Below are 20,721 nucleotides of genomic sequence, written 5' to 3' on the forward strand. Positions count from 1 at the left end.
TACATTTCCATTGTCGAATTTACTCAAAACATGTTATGTTCTAAATGTATTTTTTTACTTGAAAGGGGTATAAGCATTGAAAAGAATCCTAGTTTTACACACAGGTGGAACAATTGCAATGGAGGAAGATAAAGAAACTGGGGTCGTACAACCAGGTGAAAAAAATCCTCTTTTAAAATTCATTCCTGATTTAGAAGGCGATGTTGATTTAATCGTTGAAGATGTGTTCCACCTACCATCTCCTCATATGACACCGAGCGAAATGTTACAATTACAAGTCATCATTGATGAAAGAGTAAAACAAGACAACATTCATGGCGTAGTCATTACGCATGGCACGGATACATTAGAAGAAACAGCTTATTTCTTAGATTTAACAGTACAAGCAACTATTCCGATCGTAGTGACAGGTGCAATGCGCTCTAGCAATGAGTTAGGTGCTGATGGTCTATATAACTTCTTATCAGCTGTAAAAGTTGCTAGTTGTGATGAAGCTGCAGAAAAAGGTGTTTTAGTCGTATTAAACGACGAAATTCATTGCGCTACAAATGTAACGAAAACACATACAAGTAATGTTGCAACATTCCAAAGCCCACAATACGGACCAATTGGAATGGTAACAAAACGCGGCGTTGTCTTCCATCACGCTTTAGTACATCACGAAACATATACGATAAACAAAGTGTCTAAAAATGTAGTTGTTCTAAAAGCATATGCTGGCATGGATGATACATTATTAGCAGCAATCGAAAATCTTCCTGTAGACGGCATTGTTATCGAAGCTCTTGGACAAGGTAATCTCCCTCCAAGAACACTACCTAGTCTAGAAAGATTATTAAATAGAGGTATTCCTGTCGTATTAGTTTCTCGCTGTTTCAACGGTATCGTTCAAGACGTATATTCGTATGAAGGTGGCGGTAAACACTTAAAAGATATGGGCATTGTATTCACATACGGCTTAAATGCACAAAAAGCACGCATTAAATTACTTGTTGCATTAGAGAATACAAATTCTCATGAATCCATTCAAAATATGTTTATGCACGAATAAAAAGAAGCTGTCGAGGTTTTCCCGACAGCTCCTTTTTATTTTTCTCTTGATGCAATGGTCTGCGCAATCGCATCTCCATGAAATCTTCCGTTCTCGATAAATATTTCATTTGCATTATTTCCAGCAGCAATGACACCTGCAATGAAAATATTTTCAGCATTCGTTTCCATTCTATCCTCTGTATAAATTGGACGTCCTGTTTCTTCATCAATCTGAACACCCATCTTCGTTAAGAAGCTATGATCAGGATGATAACCAGTCATCGCAAATACAAAATCGTTTTTGATTGTAAGAGCTTCACCATCAACTGTAAACGTTAATGTATGCTCAGTAATTTCTTTCACATGAGCCCCAAAATGCATTTGAATTGTACCATTTCGTACTAACGCCTCAAATTCCGGCAAAATCCAAGGCTTTATGCTTGGTGAATACTCACTTCCACGATACAGTACCGTTACACGTGCACCAGATTTAACAAGTTCTAACGCGGCATCTACACTCGAGTTTTTCCCACCTATAACTACTACATCTCGATCAAAATAAGGATGCCCCTCTTTAAAATAGTGAGCTACTTTCTTCAATTCCTCACCTGGAACATTCATATAATTTGGATTATCATAATATCCAGTTGCTACAACAATATATTTCGCTATATATATTTCCTTACTTCCGTCACGCTTTGTCGTCTCAATCTGAAAAACTTCTCCATCTTTTTGAACTTTCTCCACTCGCTCAAAAGCATTTACACGTACAGATTTACGTCTTACTACTTCACGATAATACGCAAGCGCTTGATTTCGAACTGGCTTACGATTTTCTGTAATAAAAGCTACATCACCAATTTCTAATTTTTCACTAGAAGAGAAAAATGTTTGATGAGTTGGATAATTATAAATGGCATTTACAATGTTTCCTTTTTCAATTACTAACGGATTTATCCCTACCTTTTGCAACGAAATTGCAGCCGCTAATCCGCACGGACCGCCTCCGATTATAATAACTGTTTCTTTCTGCATACTCGTCCACTCCTAGTCTTCTACCAATACACTATTTATAAAAACAAGAAAAAACCTACTTACAGCAGTAGGCACCTATCTTTATTGTATTCATTTTTCATATATTTGTCATCTAAACGAAACGTACATCCGATAGACATCTGCTAAAAACTGCTGAAATTTAATACCTTGTTTCCCTAATACATTCTCAGGATCAATCTTTCTAGCTGGATCAAGCGTTTTATGTGACACGATATCTTTTTTCGGATTTAAGCCAAAGTTTTGGCATAAATACGCATGATACCATGTAAAACGATTATATGCTTCCCAAAAGTTAACATCACCACCATAACAAAGTTCCACTCCAATGGCCGCCTTATTCGCGTCATAGCCATATAAGTCATTATCCGTCGGCACACCATATCGAACATGATACGCAACTTCATTTATAGGAATAATCTCCAATATTGTTTTATCATCTATAAATGTATGCGCCGAAGCTTTCGGTTGTAATTCATTAAAGTAATCTCGATTCCCTATCGCATTGCTTCCAGGATTCCCCGTATCATGGCTTACAATAAATCTCACTTTAGTCAGAGGAATCCCCGGTCGTGAACTTCCATATCCAATATAGTTGCGCTCTATAGGAAACATCGCCATTGCTACCAACTCCCGCTCTAGAAGATTACCTTACTTCCTTATATATGTATTCGGTAGCAATGTCCTTATCGCATATTTCTTACGCGAAGAGAAAATCGAAAATATTTGAAGTGAACACCATAAACAACAAGATACTTACAGCCACTCCATAAAAACCGTAAAACCAAACACAATCTTCTTTCGTATCTAAACCGAAAAATTTATTTACCGATTGTAATAATGTGCCACGCTTGCTTTGTTTGTTTCGTAATACTTCCACTCGCTCTACAACATCTGCTGGCATCATAAATCTTTGGTCTACTGTCATTTTCATCATTTATCTCTCCTTAAAATCATTTCCGTTTTGTTTATCTAAGGAGAGTATGGCACGTTTGTTCGTATAGAACAAGCGTTCTTTTTATTTTTATTTTATTTTTCAGCAAGCCAAGTAAAAATCGAGATTACAACGGCAATAATCGGCCCTACTACAACCACACCAAATACCAAAAACAGTAGCCCTTCCCCGAACATCCGAACGGTACTTATTTTTCGAGCTTTCATCGTTCTTGCAAGTTCTCCCTCTAACCTCTTAACCTTCTCTTCTAATTGTTCTACTCGTTCCAGCATTTCATTCTCCATATACAACACCTCATTTAATACTTCAACAAAAAAACGTGATTCCCTCGAAAGGAAATCACGTTTTCTCAAGATATAATATTTTATACCCAACCTCTGAAGCGGCTTGCTTCAGCCATTTTACGAACACCAACCATGTACGCCGCTAAGCGCATGTTCACTTTACGAACTTGTGCTGTTTCATAAATAGAATCAAATGATCTTACCATTACTTTTTCTAAACGTTGTTCTACTTCTTCTTCAGTCCAGTAGTAACCTTGGTTGTTTTGTACCCACTCAAAGTAAGATACTGTTACACCACCAGCACTTGCTAACACGTCTGGAACAAGCAAAATTCCGCGATCTGTTAAAATTTTAGTCGCTTCTAATGTTGTTGGACCATTTGCAGCTTCAACAACGATTTTTGCTTTAATATCATTAGCATTTTCTTCTGTAATTTGGTTCTCAATTGCAGCTGGTACTAAAATATCGCAATCAAGTTCTAACAATTCTTTGTTTGAAATTGTATTGTTAAATAGCTTTGTTACTGTACCGAAGCTATCACGACGGTCTAATAAATAATCAATATCTAATCCGTTTGGATCATGTAACGCGCCGTAAGCATCTGAGATTGCAATAACTTTCGCACCTGCATCATGCATAAATTTAGCTAAGAAGCTACCAGCATTACCGAATCCTTGAACAACAACGCGTGCACCCTTAATATCAATGCCACGTTTTTTAGCAGCTTCGCGAATACAAATTGTTACACCTTTCGCTGTTGCTGTTTCACGTCCATGTGATCCACCTAATACAAGCGGTTTACCTGTAATAAATCCTGGTGAATTAAACTCATCAATACGGCTATACTCATCCATCATCCACGCCATAATTTGAGAGTTTGTGAATACATCTGGAGCTGGAATATCTTTCGTCGGACCTACGATTTGGCTAATTGCTCGTACATAACCGCGGCTTAATCTTTCTAACTCACGGAATGACATTTCACGTGGATCACAGATAATTCCACCCTTACCTCCACCATATGGTAAATCAACAATACCACATTTTAAACTCATCCAGATTGAAAGTGCTTTCACTTCATTTTCTGTTACATTCGGATGGAAGCGAATTCCACCTTTCGTTGGACCAACAGCATCATTATGTTGCGCACGATATCCTGTAAATATTTTAACAGTCCCGTCATCCATACGAACTGGTATTTTCACTGTCATCATACGAATTGGTTCTTTTAATAATTCATATACTTCGTTTGGATAACCCAATTTTTCTAACGCTTCACTAATAACAATTTGTGTTGAATTCAATAGTTCAAAATGTTGTTCCCTTTGTTGTTGTGTTTTTGTTTGAGTTCCCTTTTCGGCTACCATAGTAAGTAAACCCCCTGTAATTTCACTTGTTTAGTAAACCTTCATTGCCTAGTATACACCCTTAAATTTGGAATGCAATAGAAAACGCTAACAAATATATACAAACTATTTTCTGTTGCAAGCGTTTTCACTATTATTATAGTCCTTTTATTACTTTTAGAAAAGTAAAATACTTAAATATTTAAATATTTTTTATTTTCATCAACCACACTCCCATAAAACTGCATATTTTATTTTCAAAAAGTATGTTCGAGTATTTACAATCATCCCTTCCCTTCTCCAAATAAAAACAAAACCTCAGCTATGTTGTATTAGCTGAGGTTTTGTTTTTTCACAAAGTAATTGTGTATTTGTTCTATCGCGTTAACATCCATTAATTCTTTACCGTACTCCATGATGCGATAAATGGTTGCTGTAGACGGATTACCGTATTCCGCTAAAATAGCTATAAAATCCGCCTTTAACAATTGAATTTGTTCCTCTTCTTCCACCCAAAGATAGAAGCGCTCATCCCACGTATATAGCTTTCCGCCAGTTACACCAAGGTTATATAAGCGATTCGACAGGTTAATTACGTCATCTAGAGTAGCAAACTCATATAATATATGCTCACTTTCATCTAGAGTCACTTGCATTTCAATAAACTCGTCACGGAACTCATCATCTGTATCCATTTCTTGATTTTCTTTCGTTACAATTACAACCATCCCTTGTGCTTGTAGAGAAAACACTTCAACTGCAATCGGACCATCTGCTTCAAACCCTAATTCCTTATTTGCTTCTTGCATCATATCACGAAATAATTGCTGTACTTTCGGTGCATTTCTCCATAAATCTTCTTTCGTTAATCCTCGTTCAGATAAATCATCAAATGTTAGAAAAATTTTTATCTTATTGTAATTTAATCGTTCCAGCCTCATCTCATACCCTCCCTACGTAACCAATGCATCTAATTTTTATTATATGAAATAGAAAATAGATGGTTCTTTTCGAACAACTATTCCGACATTTTTAACCATCCATCCCATTCTTCTTTCGTATCACCAATTAAGATTGTTTCAATGTCCAACTGGTTTAGAACGCCTAGCTTTCCGATAAATCCAACAGAAAGAGATTCCCTTTTTTCTTGTAATAAATTTATAAAGTTCATCGTCTTTTTCATTTCTTGTTCGTCAGCAAAAGATATAAATACATATTTCGGCTGTATTTCCTCTACCGCTGATAACATACCATCTTCAGCTAAGCTTGTCCTAATATATATCGCCTCATATCCTTTTAAGCGTAAATAAGTTGAAAAAATAAATCCTTTCAATGCATCCTTTTCTAACACAATAACTTTGTGTAAAGAGGAAAACATTGAGGCATTGTGATACACCATCCCTAGACGCGTTTGTAAAAATGATAGTGCATATTGAAATTGCACCATTGAAATCTCATTATTATTTTTTGACGTTAATAATTTGTCTGTCACTCGAAGAACGATACTGGCAACAACCTTTTCAGTTGAATATATACTAAAAGCTTCGTTTAATAATGCAGCAATTGTAATTTCATCAAATTTTAACAAAGCTTGTAGCAAATCGTCCACTAAAACAACTTCTTTATCGAAATGTATCTCTTTTTGAACTGTACTCTGCAAACGATTCTCTTCTAATAACTGAACTGCTTGTCCAATCATCATACCGGAAGAAACTTTTTCCATTAACCATTTTAAAATTTGAATATGCTCTTCTGTATATAAGCGATGCCCAGCTTGATTCCGCTTTGGGGCAATAATTTGATATCGTCTTTCCCATGCACGAAGCGTACTCGGCTGAACTCCAATTATATTCGAAACGGCTTTTATATTATATTTCCCACTAAGAGTTGGCATCATTTCCCTCCGCACAATGTAATGATATGTGTTTGAGCAGGTGCTCGGAAACGAAGTGGTATCAATGTTGTTCCATACCCATTACTAACAAAGAGAATCGTATTCAAATGGTTATATACGCCACCTTTTAAATATTTTTTAGATGGGAATAATCGGATTTGTCCTCCATGCGTATGTCCACTTAACACAAGTGAAATCTGTTCATTTCCAGACATTTTTTTTATTATATCAGGGTTGTGACTAACTAGGATACGAAAACCATCTTCTTTACAATCCGCCAATGCCAAATCTAGACGATCACGGTGCAATCCAACATCATCTATACCGAGCAAACAAATTTTCTCTCCTAATTCAGACTCAAATACCACTCTTGTATTATCTAAAACTTTTACGTTATTTTCTAATAATAACGCATCTAATTCATGATATTCTATCTCATAATCATTGTTTCCCCACACAAAATATACAGGACCTATCTCTCTTAACTTTTGAATATTCGCAGAGATTTTTGATAAAGAGACACCTTTCTCTGCTAAATCTCCTCCGATAATTACGAGATCTACTTTTCCTTTTACTTGTTCAATTAACAAATTCGAAATGACCCTTCTATGAATATCAGAAATAAAAAACACATTTACTTTTTGAAAACTTTTCGGAAATTCTTTAAATACTAAAGTATGTTCCAACACCGTATTACGCATCGCTTCTTTATACATCACAAAAAGTAATAAAATCCCCATGCCTATGAGAGTACTGAATAATATAATCCATATCATATTTTTGACTCCCTCCTCATAAAGATAATCCTAGGCTTTTATAACAAACTGTGATCGCTTAACTCGCTAGCTTTCTTGCTTTGTGGACTTATCTTTTATCGGAATTTTTAATTCTTGACCTGCACTCACTTCATCTTCTTGCAAGTTATTATACTTTTTAATTACTTCAATTCCATTTCCATCTGAAAAATATTGCTTCGCTATACTTTCTAAAGTTTCTCCCTCTTTCACAGTATGCGTTATTACTTTTTCAGAATGTTTCTGCGACTCAGATTTAGCTGAATCAAAGAAGATTACTTCAAACGCACTTTTTCCAGCATTATTACTATCACCCTTCACCTGAATATATTTATCCGTGTACCACAAAATACTAATCGGCAGAAGAATGAATAGAAATGTTAAAACCCGGACGAAAATGTGATTTATTTTAAACTTTTGTTTTTTCTCTTTATTTCTATGAATTTCACTACGCGGCGGTAAACTTTCTTTTTCTTCCACTCGCTCAACTTCTAATTCCTCTTCAAAATCAGGAATTCGTTTCCTCATGTTGTTCACCACCACCTTCCATTTATTTTCTTAATTGGAGTCCCATTATAAAATCAACAAGAAAGTGTGCAAAGATTGTTATAAACAAATTTCCTGTCCATTCAAATACATAACCAAAGACAAAACTAATGAAACAGACGAAACAAAATAAAAATGGCTTTGTTATATAACGAATATGTAACACTGCAAATACGAAGCTCGCAATTACAATTCCAAAATGAGTCTGTACTACACCTCTAAATAAAAATTCTTCTGCAAAACCAATCAAGAACGTAATAACGAGTAAGTGTAGAACGGACATTCCTCGAAACATCTTATCGTTAATACCACCATCATCAAACCAAGACTCCGGAAACACTCGCATTGCAACATAATCTAATAACACAATACCAATCGCTAACAAACCACCTATAATAAGTATAGATACTGGTTCCCATTTCCATAAATTAAAGACTTCTTTTACATCTTGAAATAATATATATGCCAGTAAACAGCCAATACCGATAATAATTAACTGTGTTATATATAGATTCAGCCTTATTTCCTGCGGACTCATATCTTCAACATTATGCCTTTGAATGTTCATCATTCCTCCATCTTTTCTAGGCCGAAAAGCTTTTGTAACTCTGTTTCCCAATTATAGTCGAAATCCGATTGTTGCGCTCGTCTTTTTTTATAATCTTCTTTGGTAATACCGCAATAATCGCAGCAATTAATTAACTCTTGCTCTTTCCTATAACCGAACTGTTGCAGCACATATTCACGTCTACACCCTTTAACTTGTATCCATGACTTCATATTTTCTAGCTCACTATATTTATTACGCAACCTTATTTCTACTTCAGCTATTAATCGGTTCATGATTTCATCTGACAAACCTTCTAATAATAATCTTCGTTGTTGTATAATTCCAACCTGTTCGAGATGATAACGAACGAAACGCCAATATTGCTCATTAAATCTTGCTGCATTATAACAAATTTCTTCTACATCTTCTATTGGTAATTCCTTCGTTTGAAACATTCTTTCTTGTAGTAAAGAAAATAAAAATTGTATTTGTGACTTACTTGGCAATTCATCCTCAATGATTGAAATTGGTAAATCATGATCCAACGGACTACATAATAAAATAGCTATACTCGGTTCGCCATCTCTTCCAGCTCTTCCGATTTCTTGTAAGTAAGAGGCTATATTAGTTGGATAATGAAAATGAATAATATATCGCGTATTCGCCTTATTTACCCCCATACCAAATGCACTTGTGCATATTACAAGTTGCAATTGATCGTTCATAAACTGCTGTTGAATTAACATACGCTCTTCATGTTCCATACCACCATGATAAAAAGCTACACCAGTAACACCTTTCCCTCTCAAGTATTCCGTTAACCTTTCTGTCCACGCTCTACTTGAGCAATATACAATCCCCGGCCCTTGTAAATACATCACCTGCTCTAAAAGCGCCTCTTTCTTTTCTTCTATCGTCTCTACAAATTGCACATCCATTGCAATATTAGGACGATCAATAGAGTATACATGTTCCGCGGCATCCTTTAAATTTAAACTATCTGCGATATCCTGCAGTACCCCTTTTGTCGCTGTGGCTGTCAATGCTAATACTGTAGGAGAACCAATATTTTCAATAACTACATTTAGTTTTTTATAGTCCGGTCTAAAATCATAACCCCATTGAGAAATACAATGAGCCTCATCAACAACAAATAATGAAATATGAATTTTCTTCAATTCCCTAATTAATAACTCCGACTGCAACATCTCTGGTGAAACAAAAATAAATTTATATGAAGATAATTTTTTCATCGCTTCTCTTTTTTCATTTAATGTCCGAAAACTATTAAATGCTATCACTCGGTTTTTCACAACATACTTTAATTGTGTCACTTGATCTTCCATTAAAGATAATAACGGTGATACAACAAGCACTGTTCCTTCTCGCATAAGCCCCGGAAACTGATAGCACATAGATTTCCCTCTTCCAGTCGGAAGCATTGCTATCACATCTTTTCCTTCTAATAAATCTGTAATTACTCCTTTTTGACCTGGACGAAATTCAGAATATCCAAACCACTTATATAAATATTCTTCAAGTTTCATTTACACCCTCCATCCGCGCTAATACAAGACGAACTTCAAAATAAGAGATATCTTCTCCAACCGCTTGTTTCAAAACACGTAACTTCCGCGTTTGCAATGCTTCAATTACTTTTATTACTTTGTCTATCTTTTCTTTTTCCATAAACATTTCAATAGAAAAATCTTTTTCTCGCAAAGCAATTTCAACAAAATGATCTTCTATCGTTGCAACCTTTAAATTCCGAATCGTCGCTATTTCTTCTAAAGAACGTCCTTGTCTCCAAAAATTATATGTTTTTTTCGTGGATAAACTAAATAATTCAGCTCTCTCATTTGGATAAGATATAATTTCAGCTAATAGTGGAAATTCATTTTCTTTATCACGAACTTCTTGTATAAAGAAATGTATTGTACCCCAAAATAAAAAATACACCCTGAATATATCTTGTTTCGTAATTTCTGCTAATTGTTGCAATGTACAACCAATGCGTTCATAACCTGTTAATCGATATGTTACAATCGTCGCTTCTATCGCATTACTCTTTTCTAAAAGATTATGTACTTCCGTCCATAGTTTTCTCGCCAACTCACTTCTCTTATATGGCCTTCCTGTTAGAAAACGTTTCACCCACATCATTATTTCTGTATCTTGCTGAATTGGAATAAACCTCGTATTATTCTGTTGTAAATTTGATATGGTTTGAATAATTAATGATAATCTTTTCCAAAATGTTTCACCTAATTCACCATAATGTAAACCATGCAAATGCGCCGGAAAAGCATAAACTTCCTCCCATTTATGTAACTGCATTTTACCCGTAGGTGTTAACACATATGTATTTTCATGTATTTCTTGAATAAAATCCGCTTGCAACAACTTTGCAACTTCACCATCATAGTCATTTCTATTTAATGATTTATATATTCCGAACAAAAAAGAAATTCGGAACATATTTCCATCTTGTAAAGTTTGCGAAGAACGTTTGCCCTTTAGTAAATAATAAATAGAAGAAACGGTTCTTTCACCATTCAATTGTTTTAAACAATGCAACAAAGTATATTGTATTTGCATGACCGCTTCCACCTTCCAATCTTAACTTCATTCTTTTCAGTACAATTACACTATCTACTGTCGCTCATTAAACTTATCATATAAGAACTATATACTTGTATATATTCTATTGTATCAAACGAAATCATATTTACGTATTTTGAAAATCTTATGACATAATTCAAAAATAAGTTGACACTCTAATTGATAAGCATTATCATTATAATTTTATGTTGAAAAGTTTTACAAACCGTTTTACAATAAGGTTATAATTTTTATGGCGAGCTTTTCACATACATATTATCAGGAGGGAAAAAAGATGGCAAAATATACAATCGTTGATAAAGATACTTGTATTGCATGTGGTGCTTGTGGCGCTGCTGCACCAGACATTTATGACTATGATGATGAAGGTATTGCATTTGTAACATTAGATGATAACCAAGGTATCGTTGAAATTCCAGATGTATTAATTGAAGATATGATGGATGCATTCGAAGGCTGTCCAACTGACTCAATTAAAGTTGCTGACGAATCATTCGATGGAGACGCTTTAAAATTCGAATAGTCTTTTATTAACTTCAAAAAATGCCCCTCATATTGATGAGGGGCATTTTTTGTATCTAAACTTTATTTTCCTTAATAAAAAACCATTAGTAGTTTCACACTACTAATGGTTTTAGTATATATTATGCATTTTTCATTTTTGCAAACACCCATACTTTCAGGCGTGAGAATAATGCTACAAATACAATTGTTACAACAATCCCTTTAATTAAATTAAATGGTAAGATTGCCGTTACAACCGTTGTTTTTATAGCTTCGCTAGACATAGCTGGTGAATTTAAAAACCAAGTGTACGCCGGGAATATGATGATGTAGTTTAATACACTCATAATAAGTGCCATTGTAATTGTCCCTAGCATTAATCCTGTAGTTAAACTCTTCACAGTACGATACTTTCTAAATAAGAAAGCTGCTGGCCCAATAAATAAACATCCTGCAATAAAGTTTGCAATTTCTCCAACTGGTACTCCCGTTAGACTTCCTTGAATCCCGTAATGTAAAATGTTCTTTATCGCCTCTACAATCACTCCTGCTACTGGTCCAAAGATAATTGCCGCAATTAGAGCTGGTACATCACTAAAATCAATTTTCAAAAATGGCGGAAGCCCTGGGAACGGGAAATCCAACATCATTAGTAAATATGCAATACTACTTAGCATCGCTACACTCACCATCTGCACTACACTGTTTTTTTGTTTCATCTTTCTCTCTCCTTTTCCATCGATCATCTCATGGAAAGTGGAAAGGTTCTGCTATGCCTATTTTTTCATAGAACGAAAAAACCCTTTGTGTTTTACACAAAGGGAGAATTTAAGGCACATCAAACAGACGTTCAAATCCATATCTTTTTTGAACGCTTGAACCTCCATCTTCTCCCATCCAGACTATACTGTCGGCTTTGGAATCACACCAAATCCTGCCTTAACGGCTCGCGGGCTTAGAACAAAATCATAAATAGTTCATCACCGCCGGTCGGGATTTTCACCCTGCCCCGAAGATAGACCGATATTCTATTTTCCCCTTCATTATACAACAACCTCATAACATTGTGAACTAAAAAATTGTAACTTATTTAAAATTAGTTATTTATTTTTCGTAACAAAAAATAAATTGCGAGATATTTTACAATACAATCCATATTTTTTATTATTCGGCATTTCTCTTTTGAATTACCTAGTCATATATAATTAAAAGTGATAAGATATTGAATTGTTAAGATAAGAACATTTTCTGAGTTATGGAGGAAATGTCATGAAAAAAGACAAGAGACATTCTATTCGAGAAGCAATGAAAAAAAACTTAAGAAAAGAATACTTTTACTTAAAAAAAGAATTACTTTTCTACTGCCCAATTGATTTAGGCACATTCTCAAACGAGACATACTATGCTACTTTCGATGAAGATGGCATCAGTATTTATCAGTATGATAAAAAAACAGAAAGTAAATTAAAATTGTGTGAGCGTCATCCGTGGAAGAGTTGGAATAAAGTGAAGATTGATCACTATTTGACAACTTCTCAATTTATTTTTCAGGGTGAGCGAAATTGGATCTTATCTCTTTTTCAAAAAGGAAAAGAAGCTCAAAAAATTATTGAAGAGCATACATCTTTACAAACAGAAGTTGTTTCCCGCTCTTTCTTAAAAAAACTTCCTGGTTTTCGTTCTAATACACCACTGAATAAATACATCGGTAGTATTTGTTACACTGCACTTATTGCATTTTTATTAAAATGGATGATTCCATTTCAAGCACCACAAATCGCCCTGTATTCTATTTCGATTGGTTGTATGCTTCTTGGCCTACTTTGTTTGACAATCGGTTTAATTGAACCGACTATCGTACTGTTTCGAACAAAAGAGAAAACAAGAACAAAAGTTTTTTACTTATATAGCTATTTAGCTATTTCTGGATTTATATGTGTCTTTATTTTTTGGTAAAAGAAGCCGTCCCAAAATAAATTTTGGGACGGTTTTCTTTTAGATATAGATGCTCTGATTCACTCAATAGTTCTAGCAAAAGCGCCCATATAATTTCATTTACATTGAATCTTATTTCAGAAGAACATAAATTTGTTCAAAGTTTAATTTTTGAAGCGTTTCCTTTACTTAACATATAATTGTTGATTAGGATAAATTAGCTCTTGCTGCAATCCATTTTTTTCTTTAATTTCCTTAAGTGTCATACTAAATTTCCGTGCAATACTAACTAAAGTATCCCCTTTTTGTACGACATATAATGACGAAGAAACAACTTCATTTCTTTGTTCACTTAAAACAAGCAATGGGTTCATCGCATTCTTTTTCGCCATCGTCCATCTTCCTTGATGAAGTTCTAGATGTAAGTGCGCACCTCGCGATTCTCCCGTGTTCCCTACTTCTCCAATTTTTTCTCCTTTGGAAATATAATCTCCTTGATCCACATATCTCTTATTTAAATGTGCATATACAGCCTCATATTCTCCGTGTTTAATAAATACAACATTTCCATAACTACTTGAATAATAAGACCTCGTTACCTTACCATCTTGGATAGCTGCCACAGGCGTTCCAATCGGCGCAGCTACATCAATACCATAGTGTTTTCCATGCCTTGTCCCAAAATAATCACTTATCTGACCTTCAACAGGCCATGTCCATCGATTTTCTTCTGCATAAACATGTAATTGAGATACAAACAGTATACTCAATAACATGACACCGCATTTTAAAACTTTCATATACATCCTCCGTTTTCTAATTACCACCATACCTTCTCTATTTTGGTATATTACAGAAAAAAGTATACAAAAAAAGAAAGTGAATTACTCCACTTCCTTCTCTTTCTTATCACGAAAAACTAATGCACTACGGTTATACTCCACATCTTTCACTTGTAATCGGGCATTTATTACTCGAGCTATCGCAAACAAATAATCAGATAATCTATTTACATACTTTAATACAACTTCATTTATTTTCACTTCTTTTTGCAATGATACTATAGAGCGTTCTGCTCTCCTTACAACAGTACGTGCAATATGAATAGTAGCCGCTGCCTCGCTACCACCTGGCAAAATAAAGCGTTCTAGTGGCGGGGCTTCTTCTATATATAAATCAATCTTTCTTTCTAAACTTTCAACCATCTCAATTGTCACTTTATAAGGAATTTTTTGTTCCACTATTGCCAAGTCTCCTCCACAATCAAATAGTTCATGTTGAATATTTTCGAGCTCATTGTAAATATCTATAAAAGCCCCACCTTGAAGCTTAGTCATTGCATATCCAATATGAGAATTTGCCTCGTCTATTGTTCCATACGCTTCCACACGGATATCATCTTTATCAACCCTGCCACCTATTACACTTGTCGTTCCTTTATCTCCTGTTTTTGTATATAATTTCATTTCTTCACAGCACCTCTCTTGTTATTCTTTATTCGAGCAACATAGAAAAAAGTTCTACCATTCTTTATTTAATTGAGTTTACAAAAAAATAAAAAACAGCAGAACTTTATTCATTATCAACTTTAAAAACGCATATCTAAATTATACGATTCGGTAAATATACAGAGAATGTAGTTCCTTCTCCAACAACACTTGATACAGAAATTTTACCATCATGGCCTTGAACAATATTTTTCGCAATCGCAAGCCCGAGTCCTGTTCCACCCTTTTTCCCACGTGTTCTTGCTTTATCAGCTTTATAGAAACGATCAAATAAAAATGGAATATCTTCTTCTGGAATGCCTGCACCCGAATCTTGTACTTCAAAAATAAGACCGTTATTTTTCGTATCAATTACAAGCGTTACATGTCCGCCTGCATTCGTATGACGTATTGCGTTATCAATTAAATTCGTCAATACTTGTTCCATACGATCTGCATCAAACGGGTATTGTTCAATTGGATCTTTGAAATCAACCGTTAACGCGACCTCTTTATCCTTTGCAATCCCTTGGAATTTACGACCAATTTTTTCAACAAACGGATGTATATCCACTTCACCAATATGTAACTCTACATGACCGCTTTCCATACGAGCTAAATCTAACAATTCATTTACAAGTTTACCTAAACGAACAGATTCATCATAAATAATTTGAACAAACTCATCTATTTCCTCTTTCGTTTGCACAATATCATCTAAAATCGCTTCACTATACCCTTGCAGCATGACCATTGGTGTACGAAGTTCATGTGATACATTCGCAATAAAATCTTGACGCATCTTTTCAAGACGACGTTCTTCCGTCATATCTCGCAGCACTGCTACAGCTCCACGAATTTTCGTTTGATTGTAAAGCGGCGTCATAAGAACTACATAGTTTCCTTTTTGTAAATTAATTTCAACAACTTGTTGTTGTTCGCTTTCTACAACGAGATGGAATAATTCCACAAGTTCAGAAGGTAATTTTTTACTTAACTCTATCTCTTTTTCTTCTTGCCAAACTTGTAAGAAATGTTCGGCCGGCGGATTGATTACAACGACTTCACCTTCTTGATTTAACGTAATAACCCCATCTGCCATACTACTCAAAATACTTGCTAACTGCTCTTTTTCTTGTTGCAAGGCGTTCATATTAAACTTCAACTGTTTTCCCATTTGATTTAAGGCCGTTGCAAGCTCACCAATCTCATCCTGAGATACCATAGGAGCCTTTGCATCAAACTTCCCACGTGACACTTCAAAAGCAACCTCACGCATTTTACGAAGCGGTGCTGTAATCCGAGTAGATAAGAAGAACGCAAAGAAAGTTGTTAATATAATCGCAATTCCAGCCGATAAGAAAATAAAATCAGTTGTTCTTTCCATACCTTGTATCGGTACTTGTAAAGATTCATATACGAACACTGCACTTTGATTTTTTGATTGCACTGGTTTTCCGACGATCATAATATCATTTTCGGTGTTTTTATTCTTCCTACTATTAGACGCTTTTCTAATATTATTCTTAATTTCTTTTTTGTCTGTAAACACAGCCGCTAATTCTTTATCTTCTTTTAAGTCATCCATTGTAAGAGTGACTAACCCTTCTTGTTTCGGTGAAGAAGAGATTTCTTTACCATCTTCTACAATAATAATCCTTGAAAGTGGGTCAGAGAATTTGTAAGCGATATTCTCAATCGTTTTTACATCGGCACCTTCTTCAATTAACTCTGAAACACTTGTTGCAACTTTTTGAAGCCTAGCTTCACTCATATCAACATAATACGTTCTAAAAAATTGTGAAAGTAAAATCGCAACAAATCCAAGAACAAACGAAACGAGAAGTAATATGGTCATCCATAACTTCCCTACTACACTTCTCCAAAGCATCAGTCGTTCACAACCTCAAATTTGTAACCTACACCCCAAACAGTAACGATCATTTTCGCTGCATCTGGTGATTTTTTGCTTAACTTCTCACGTAAACGCTTTACATGTGTATCAACTGTACGTAAATCTCCGAAGAATTCATATTGCCATACTTCTTTTAACAGTTGCTCACGATCGAATACTTTATCAGGAGCTTTCGCTAAAAATAATAGTAACTCATATTCTTTCGGCGTTAAGTTTACTTCATTACCATCTGCAGTAACACGGTGTGCATCGTTATCAATTGTTAAGTGCGGGAATACAGTAACATCTTTTGTCGTTGTATCTTGTGTAAAGAATGTTGTTGGTACAGCACGACGTAATACCGCTTTCACACGTAGTACGACCTCACGTGGACTAAATGGCTTTACAATATAATCATCTGTTCCAACTTCAAATCCTTGTACTCTATTTACTTCTTCACCTTTTGCTGTCAGCATAATAATTGGTGTCGCTTTCTTCTCACGAACCCCTTTACATACTTCAATGCCATCTTTACCAGGCATCATAAGATCTAATAAGATTAAATCGTAATCATTTTGCAACGCCATTTCTAAAGCTGTATCACCATTATCTGCTTCTTCAATCGTATATTGTTCTCTTTCTAAGTACATTTTCAATAAACGACGAATACGATCCTCATCATCTACAATTAAAATTCTTGATTCATTTTCCATCTCTACCCGCTGCGCACTCTCACCTCAGCGGTTCACACCTACCCTTCTTTAACTATTATGTTGCGCTATTCTCGTTTATTTAAGCAATCTTCTAAATGTTTCACTTCCCATATTATGCTTCACAAGAATAATAAATTTTGTTCAATTTTTTTCCAAAACTATGTATTTTTTTTGAACAGCATATAATGTCCTCGACATCATTTTACAAAATCAACCGCTACTTTGTCATGTTTTTCTCAAAAAAGAAGAAAAGTTGACAAAAATAAAATAGGAAAGTGACATGCACTCCCCTATTTTATTTCTCTATGCATATGAATGTAAACCGGCAATAATTAAGTTTACTACAATAAAGTTAAACATAATGATTGCAAAACCAATTACTGCAAGCCAAGCTGACTTCTCTCCATGCCATCCTTTTGATAGGCGTAAATGTAATACTGCCGCATAAAAGAGCCAAGTGATAAGTGCCCAAACCTCTTTTGGATCCCAACCCCAAAAACGTGTCCACGCTATTTGTGCCCAAATCATCGCAAAAATTAATGCACCTAATGTGAACACTGGGAATCCAATTGCAATAGATCGATATCCGATTTCATCTAGTAAATCACTATTCGTATTCTTTACTAACGGCTGAAGTGCCGCCGATACTCGCTTCCGTAAAACAAGTCTTAATACAATATACAGTAATGTTCCAACTAACACTGACCAAATAACAGTATTTAATTTTTTCGCATTTACAATCGCTGGAACTTCAACTGCCGGTTCTAATTTATTTTCTGTCAGTAACTTCCCTTCGTGCGGTCCAACTAAAGCCGGAAGATTGTATTTCATTTCCACTTGTTGTTCATTTTTATCAATCCATTGAAACTTCGCTTCATATTTCATACTAGAAAATACCGTTGTTACTCCAATAAATCCAACTGTACAAACAAGTGTAAATACTACCGTCTCTAGCCAAAATGTACGTTTACTTCTCGTCGATTGATCTACATTTTTCAATAAATACATAACACCTGTAATAAAACTAATCGCTAAAATGGCTTGTCCTGCTGCTGCCGTCGTCACGTGAATATGTAACCAATTACTTTTTAAAGATGGAATAAGCGGAGATATTTCCCTCGGAAACATACTTGCATAGGCAATTAATAAAAGCGCAACTGGTAATGCAAATAGTCCGATTATGCTTACACGGTACATAAAATACATGACAATAAATGCTCCTACAAGCATCATGCCGAAAAATGTACCGAATTCAAAAAAGTTACTAACTGGCGCATGTCCTGATGCAATCCACCTTGTAACAAAATATACTGTTTGTGCAATAAACCCTAAAATTGTAATCGTTATTCCTACATTTGCCCATTTATGACCCTTTTCTTTAATTGCTCCCCCGAAAAATAGAGTGGCAATTAAATATAAAATAAATGCGGTAAAGAGAAAGTTACTACTTATTTGCACCATATCGTTTCCCCACCTTAACTAATTTTTTTATCAATTACTTTATCATTTGGCTGTGGAATTGCTGTACCTTCTAGTACTCTTTCAATATCTTTCTTTAAACCGAACCAATTTTTATTTGTATGCCCTGCAATCCACCATTCATCATTAACACGTTGTATCCAAATACGGCGATGATTCCAATACATACCTTGAATGACACCAACCATAAATATAAATCCTCCAATGCCGAGAATCCAAAGCGTTAAATCTTTTCTTACAGTAAGTGCTGTTGCATTTTGCATTTCAACACCTGCAAACGACATTTTATATTTGTTGTTTCCATCTGGTTCTATATTTTGCTGAATACCAACAAAACTCACTTCACCATCTGGTGTTTCAGGTGTAAACATTTTAAATACAAATGCAGGATTGTTTGGTAATTTCGTTTTTGTATTTGGTTTTCCATTCTCATCAAAATAAAAATCAGGAAAATAGCTTAATAGTTCTAGAGAATAACCATTTCCTAAATCATATTTTTCCTTAGGATTCGTTAAATCTACTTTAATTGGTCCCCACTTTTGATTATTTTCTTTATTTTGCAAGTTAAAGGACATACTTTTAAATTCACTTTCTTTATAATCCACTTGATACACTGCAAATTGATCAAATTTCAGTGGTTCATTCACTCGAATTTCCGCTTCTTTTACTTTTTCTAATTTCGGTTTTTGTCCTGCTATATTTTCTCCTACTGCTTTATATAATACGGCATTCGTTTGGAAGTTTTTCGCAATCATTTTATCTCCTACACGATCAATCGCTTCATCAAAAACTTCCTTGTCCTTACTTTTATCATAAACTTCTTTTATAAATTTCTCGTTTTTTAAGTAGTATTGTCCATCCGTCCCTGGTATTTCTTTCGTTTCACCGTCACGTAACCAAAGTGCTTCGTCTACGTACATACTCGGTAAAAAACGAAGCATCGCACCGAATAAAAAGATAATAAGACCGATATGATTTACATATGGACCCCAACGCGAGAAGCGTCCCTTTTCTGCTAAAACGTTTCCGTCTTCCACTTTCACGTTATAGTTTCTTTTCTTTAAATTCTCTTGCACTCTTTCCAGGTCACCTTCTTGCGGTGTACCAGTCCCATATAATCTCTGTCTCTTTAAAAAACTAGGATGTCTTTTTACGCCTTGCTTTTTTAAAGCTTTATAAAGTGGAATAACGCGGTCTAAACTACATATCACAAGTGAAATACCGATAGAAGCAATCAAAATCATATACCACCATGAACCGTATAAATTATTAAACCCTAATTGATAGTATAATTGTCCTAAAAATCCGTATTCTTGTTTATAATATTCAGCTGGTGCAATACCTGGAGTTATGTACATTTCTTGCGGAAATATAGTTCCTATCGCTGATGCAGCTAAAGTTATTACGATTAGCCATACACCTACTTTTACAGAAGAGAAAAAGCTCCAAATTTTATCGACTATCGTTTTTGTCTGCGTGAGAGATCTCCGTGCACTCCCCTCATAGCGCATATCCAATAGTTTTGCATTTTCATTGCTTTCAAATGGTTTCCCGCAAGCTTCACAAAAAACGGTTCCTATCGGATTAACATGTCCACATTCACATTTAATTTCTTTCAACACTCTCACCGCCC

Annotated in this window: 22 protein-coding genes and 1 riboswitch; of the genes, 3 read left to right on the top strand and 19 right to left on the bottom strand. The window is 34.9% G+C overall.

Annotated features, from left to right (window positions below; all coding sequences use genetic code 11):
- Positions 1-76: 76 nt before the first annotated feature.
- Positions 77-1,051 carry an asparaginase gene (gene ansA, locus GBN91_RS08145; protein WP_000822010.1) on the top strand — a complete coding sequence of 325 codons (975 nt, stop codon included), beginning with the start codon at positions 77-79 and terminating at the stop codon, positions 1,049-1,051.
- Positions 1,052-1,086: 35 nt separating this feature from the next.
- On the opposite strand, the gene GBN91_RS08150 is transcribed toward ansA, so the two are convergent.
- The 12 genes from GBN91_RS08150 to GBN91_RS08205 form a co-directional block, all read right to left on the bottom strand.
- Positions 1,087-2,067, bottom strand: coding sequence for a YpdA family putative bacillithiol disulfide reductase (locus GBN91_RS08150; RefSeq protein ID WP_152121380.1), 981 nt, complete (start codon positions 2,065-2,067; stop codon positions 1,087-1,089).
- 108 nt (positions 2,068-2,175) lie between these two features.
- A complete protein-coding gene (locus GBN91_RS08155) occupies positions 2,176-2,706 on the bottom strand; it encodes a peptidoglycan recognition protein family protein (RefSeq protein WP_001240655.1) in 531 nt (176 codons plus the stop codon).
- Positions 2,707-2,785: 79 nt separating this feature from the next.
- The gene (locus GBN91_RS08160) at positions 2,786-3,022 is read right to left on the bottom strand and encodes a DUF3961 domain-containing protein (protein WP_001983018.1); all 237 of its coding nucleotides are present in this window, start codon (positions 3,020-3,022) and stop codon (positions 2,786-2,788) included.
- 92 nt (positions 3,023-3,114) lie between these two features.
- Positions 3,115-3,324 (bottom strand): hypothetical protein, encoded by a 210-nt coding sequence (locus GBN91_RS08165; RefSeq protein ID WP_000426763.1) that lies wholly within the window; start codon positions 3,322-3,324, stop codon positions 3,115-3,117.
- An 80-nt stretch (positions 3,325-3,404) separates the two neighbouring features.
- A complete protein-coding gene (gene gudB / locus GBN91_RS08170; protein WP_000225173.1) occupies positions 3,405-4,691 on the bottom strand; it encodes an NAD-specific glutamate dehydrogenase in 1,287 nt (428 codons plus the stop codon).
- A gap of 311 nt (positions 4,692-5,002) precedes the next feature.
- On the bottom strand, positions 5,003-5,611 hold the full coding sequence (locus GBN91_RS08175) for a genetic competence negative regulator (protein ID WP_001235402.1): 609 nt from the start codon (positions 5,609-5,611) through the stop codon (positions 5,003-5,005).
- Positions 5,612-5,688: 77 nt separating this feature from the next.
- A complete protein-coding gene (locus tag GBN91_RS08180) occupies positions 5,689-6,564 on the bottom strand; it encodes a MerR family transcriptional regulator (protein WP_001142718.1) in 876 nt (291 codons plus the stop codon).
- Positions 6,564-7,340: a metallophosphoesterase gene (locus GBN91_RS08185; RefSeq protein ID WP_000637791.1), complete on the bottom strand. Its 777-nt coding sequence runs from the start codon at positions 7,338-7,340 to the stop codon at positions 6,564-6,566. Before GBN91_RS08185 ends, GBN91_RS08180 begins: the two co-directional genes overlap by 1 nt.
- 66 nt (positions 7,341-7,406) lie before the next feature.
- A complete protein-coding gene (locus tag GBN91_RS08190; RefSeq protein ID WP_001231553.1) occupies positions 7,407-7,886 on the bottom strand; it encodes a LysM peptidoglycan-binding domain-containing protein in 480 nt (159 codons plus the stop codon).
- Between the two features lie 22 nt (positions 7,887-7,908).
- Positions 7,909-8,472: a CPBP family intramembrane glutamic endopeptidase gene (locus GBN91_RS08195; RefSeq protein WP_001025780.1), complete on the bottom strand. Its 564-nt coding sequence runs from the start codon at positions 8,470-8,472 to the stop codon at positions 7,909-7,911.
- The gene (recQ, locus tag GBN91_RS08200) at positions 8,472-10,001 is read right to left on the bottom strand and encodes an ATP-dependent DNA helicase RecQ (RefSeq protein WP_152121381.1); all 1,530 of its coding nucleotides are present in this window, start codon (positions 9,999-10,001) and stop codon (positions 8,472-8,474) included. The genes GBN91_RS08195 and recQ overlap by 1 nt, the downstream gene beginning before the upstream one ends.
- Positions 9,991-11,052 (bottom strand): YpbB family protein, encoded by a 1,062-nt coding sequence (locus GBN91_RS08205; protein WP_001167004.1) that lies wholly within the window; start codon positions 11,050-11,052, stop codon positions 9,991-9,993. Before GBN91_RS08205 ends, recQ begins: the two co-directional genes overlap by 11 nt.
- A gap of 298 nt (positions 11,053-11,350) precedes the next feature.
- Between GBN91_RS08205 and GBN91_RS08210 the strand changes: the two genes are divergently transcribed.
- Positions 11,351-11,599, top strand: a complete 249-nt coding sequence (locus GBN91_RS08210; RefSeq protein WP_001151993.1) for a ferredoxin — start codon at positions 11,351-11,353, stop codon at positions 11,597-11,599.
- Between the two features lie 121 nt (positions 11,600-11,720).
- On the opposite strand, the gene GBN91_RS08215 is transcribed toward GBN91_RS08210, so the two are convergent.
- Positions 11,721-12,299: an ECF transporter S component gene (locus GBN91_RS08215; protein WP_000810855.1), complete on the bottom strand. Its 579-nt coding sequence runs from the start codon at positions 12,297-12,299 to the stop codon at positions 11,721-11,723.
- A 162-nt stretch (positions 12,300-12,461) separates the two neighbouring features.
- Positions 12,462-12,601: riboswitch (FMN riboswitch) on the bottom strand.
- Positions 12,602-12,849: 248 nt separating this feature from the next.
- Here GBN91_RS08215 and GBN91_RS08220 point away from each other — a divergent pair.
- Entirely contained in the window at positions 12,850-13,536 is a 687-nt protein-coding gene (locus tag GBN91_RS08220) for a hypothetical protein (protein ID WP_000710837.1), read from the top strand.
- Positions 13,537-13,700: 164 nt separating this feature from the next.
- Here the strand turns inward: GBN91_RS08220 and GBN91_RS08225 are convergent, their stop codons facing one another.
- From GBN91_RS08225 to resB, 6 genes are all read right to left on the bottom strand, one after another.
- Positions 13,701-14,315: a peptidoglycan DD-metalloendopeptidase family protein gene (locus tag GBN91_RS08225; protein WP_000866117.1), complete on the bottom strand. Its 615-nt coding sequence runs from the start codon at positions 14,313-14,315 to the stop codon at positions 13,701-13,703.
- An 84-nt stretch (positions 14,316-14,399) separates the two neighbouring features.
- The gene (locus GBN91_RS08230; RefSeq protein WP_000781266.1) at positions 14,400-14,981 is read right to left on the bottom strand and encodes a cob(I)yrinic acid a,c-diamide adenosyltransferase; all 582 of its coding nucleotides are present in this window, start codon (positions 14,979-14,981) and stop codon (positions 14,400-14,402) included.
- A gap of 136 nt (positions 14,982-15,117) precedes the next feature.
- Positions 15,118-16,893: a sensor histidine kinase ResE gene (gene resE, locus GBN91_RS08235; RefSeq protein WP_000964673.1), complete on the bottom strand. Its 1,776-nt coding sequence runs from the start codon at positions 16,891-16,893 to the stop codon at positions 15,118-15,120.
- Positions 16,893-17,609, bottom strand: coding sequence for a DNA-binding response regulator ResD (gene resD, locus GBN91_RS08240; protein WP_000426861.1), 717 nt, complete (start codon positions 17,607-17,609; stop codon positions 16,893-16,895). The genes resE and resD overlap by 1 nt, the downstream gene beginning before the upstream one ends.
- A gap of 303 nt (positions 17,610-17,912) precedes the next feature.
- Positions 17,913-19,070, bottom strand: a complete 1,158-nt coding sequence (resC, locus tag GBN91_RS08245) for a cytochrome c biogenesis protein ResC (RefSeq protein ID WP_000250083.1) — start codon at positions 19,068-19,070, stop codon at positions 17,913-17,915.
- A gap of 14 nt (positions 19,071-19,084) precedes the next feature.
- Positions 19,085-20,710 (bottom strand): cytochrome c biogenesis protein ResB, encoded by a 1,626-nt coding sequence (resB, locus tag GBN91_RS08250; protein WP_000910522.1) that lies wholly within the window; start codon positions 20,708-20,710, stop codon positions 19,085-19,087.
- Positions 20,711-20,721 lie beyond the last annotated feature (11 nt).

The sequence above is a fragment of the Bacillus sp. B1-WWTP-T-0.5-Post-4 genome, assembly GCF_009183795.1.
Classification (GTDB): Bacteria; Bacillota; Bacilli; order Bacillales; family Bacillaceae_G; genus Bacillus_A; species Bacillus_A cereus.

What these genes read in the sequence shown, in the direction of transcription:
- gudB (WP_000225173.1), bottom strand. Translation starts at nt 4,691, where the DNA reads ATGGTAGCCGAAAAGGGAACTCAAACAAAAACACAACAACAAAGGGAA.
- GBN91_RS08205 (WP_001167004.1), bottom strand. Translation starts at nt 11,052, where the DNA reads ATGCAAATACAATATACTTTGTTGCATTGTTTAAAACAATTGAATGGT.
- GBN91_RS08210 (WP_001151993.1), top strand. Translation starts at nt 11,351, where the DNA reads ATGGCAAAATATACAATCGTTGATAAAGATACTTGTATTGCATGTGGT.
- GBN91_RS08150 (WP_152121380.1), bottom strand. Translation starts at nt 2,067, where the DNA reads ATGCAGAAAGAAACAGTTATTATAATCGGAGGCGGTCCGTGCGGATTA.
- GBN91_RS08160 (WP_001983018.1), bottom strand. Translation starts at nt 3,022, where the DNA reads ATGATGAAAATGACAGTAGACCAAAGATTTATGATGCCAGCAGATGTT.
- GBN91_RS08175 (WP_001235402.1), bottom strand. Translation starts at nt 5,611, where the DNA reads ATGAGGCTGGAACGATTAAATTACAATAAGATAAAAATTTTTCTAACA.
- resC (WP_000250083.1), bottom strand. Translation starts at nt 19,070, where the DNA reads ATGGTGCAAATAAGTAGTAACTTTCTCTTTACCGCATTTATTTTATAT.
- GBN91_RS08215 (WP_000810855.1), bottom strand. Translation starts at nt 12,299, where the DNA reads ATGAAACAAAAAAACAGTGTAGTGCAGATGGTGAGTGTAGCGATGCTA.
- resE (WP_000964673.1), bottom strand. Translation starts at nt 16,893, where the DNA reads ATGCTTTGGAGAAGTGTAGTAGGGAAGTTATGGATGACCATATTACTT.
- GBN91_RS08190 (WP_001231553.1), bottom strand. Translation starts at nt 7,886, where the DNA reads ATGAGGAAACGAATTCCTGATTTTGAAGAGGAATTAGAAGTTGAGCGA.
- GBN91_RS08180 (WP_001142718.1), bottom strand. Translation starts at nt 6,564, where the DNA reads ATGCCAACTCTTAGTGGGAAATATAATATAAAAGCCGTTTCGAATATA.
- GBN91_RS08230 (WP_000781266.1), bottom strand. Translation starts at nt 14,981, where the DNA reads ATGAAATTATATACAAAAACAGGAGATAAAGGAACGACAAGTGTAATA.
- GBN91_RS08225 (WP_000866117.1), bottom strand. Translation starts at nt 14,315, where the DNA reads ATGAAAGTTTTAAAATGCGGTGTCATGTTATTGAGTATACTGTTTGTA.
- GBN91_RS08195 (WP_001025780.1), bottom strand. Translation starts at nt 8,472, where the DNA reads ATGAACATTCAAAGGCATAATGTTGAAGATATGAGTCCGCAGGAAATA.
- GBN91_RS08165 (WP_000426763.1), bottom strand. Translation starts at nt 3,324, where the DNA reads ATGGAGAATGAAATGCTGGAACGAGTAGAACAATTAGAAGAGAAGGTT.
- resD (WP_000426861.1), bottom strand. Translation starts at nt 17,609, where the DNA reads ATGGAAAATGAATCAAGAATTTTAATTGTAGATGATGAGGATCGTATT.
- recQ (WP_152121381.1), bottom strand. Translation starts at nt 10,001, where the DNA reads ATGAAACTTGAAGAATATTTATATAAGTGGTTTGGATATTCTGAATTT.
- GBN91_RS08155 (WP_001240655.1), bottom strand. Translation starts at nt 2,706, where the DNA reads ATGGCGATGTTTCCTATAGAGCGCAACTATATTGGATATGGAAGTTCA.
- GBN91_RS08185 (WP_000637791.1), bottom strand. Translation starts at nt 7,340, where the DNA reads ATGATATGGATTATATTATTCAGTACTCTCATAGGCATGGGGATTTTA.
- GBN91_RS08220 (WP_000710837.1), top strand. Translation starts at nt 12,850, where the DNA reads ATGAAAAAAGACAAGAGACATTCTATTCGAGAAGCAATGAAAAAAAAC.